Annotated in this window: 1 tRNA gene and 1 pseudogene; one reads left to right on the forward strand and one right to left on the reverse strand. The window is 47.7% G+C overall.

Features of this window, described 5'->3' with window-relative positions:
* A pseudogene (locus tag SB679_RS23310) lies at window positions 1–245 on the forward strand (tyrosine-type recombinase/integrase); the annotation flags it as partial.
* Window positions 246–260: 15 nt separating this feature from the next.
* Here the strand turns inward: SB679_RS23310 and SB679_RS23315 are convergent.
* Window positions 261–337: transfer RNA gene (locus SB679_RS23315), tRNA-Arg, on the reverse strand.
* Window positions 338–373 lie beyond the last annotated feature (36 nt).

Raw genomic sequence — 373 nt, forward strand, 5'->3', positions numbered from 1 at the left:
GAATTGAAGATTTCCGTTTCCATGACCTCAGACACACCTGGGCAAGCTAGCTGATTCAGTCAGGCGTCCCATTATCAGTGCTTCAGGAAATGGGCGGATGGGAGTCCATAGAAATGGTTCGTAGGTATGCTCACCTTGCGCCTAATCATTTGACAGAGCATGCGAGGAAAATAGACGACATTTTTGGTGATAATGTCCCAAATATGTCCCACTCTGAAATTATGGAGGATATGAAGAAGGCGTAACTGATTGAATTGTAATGGCGCGCCCTGCAGGATTCGAACCTGCGGCCCACGACTTAGAAGGTCGTTGCTCTATCCAACTGAGCTAAGGGCGCGTTGATACCGCAATGCGGTGTAATCGCGTGAATTAT

The sequence above is a fragment of the Chryseobacterium sp. SIMBA_029 genome (assembly GCF_046535275.1).
Lineage (GTDB): Bacteria > Bacteroidota > Bacteroidia > Flavobacteriales > Weeksellaceae > Chryseobacterium.